Genomic DNA, 263 nt, shown 5'->3' on the forward strand with positions numbered 1-263 from the left:
CAGGAGGCACTGCACGGCGTGGCCTGGATGGGTCCGGCGACGGTGTTCCCGCAGGCCGTCGGGCTGGGGGCGACCTGGAACCCGGAGCTGGTGCGCCGGGTCGGCGAGGCGGTGTCCAGGGAGACCCGTGCGATGCGTGCCCGGGACGAGCGGGTCGGCCTCAACGTCTGGGCGCCGACCGTCAATCTGCTGCGCCACCCTCTGTGGGGCCGCAACGAGGAGGGCTACTCGGAGGATCCCCGGCTCACCTCGGCGATCGCCAC

Annotated in this window: 1 protein-coding gene; it reads left to right on the forward strand. The window is 73.4% G+C overall.

Annotated features, from left to right (window positions below; all coding sequences use genetic code 11):
- The coding region (locus J0695_RS41585) for a glycoside hydrolase family 3 N-terminal domain-containing protein (protein ID WP_206970001.1) at positions 1 to 263 on the forward strand (263 nt) is incomplete at both ends.

The sequence above is a fragment of the Streptomyces beijiangensis genome (genome assembly GCF_017315755.1).
Lineage (GTDB): Bacteria > Actinomycetota > Actinomycetes > Streptomycetales > Streptomycetaceae > Streptomyces > Streptomyces beijiangensis.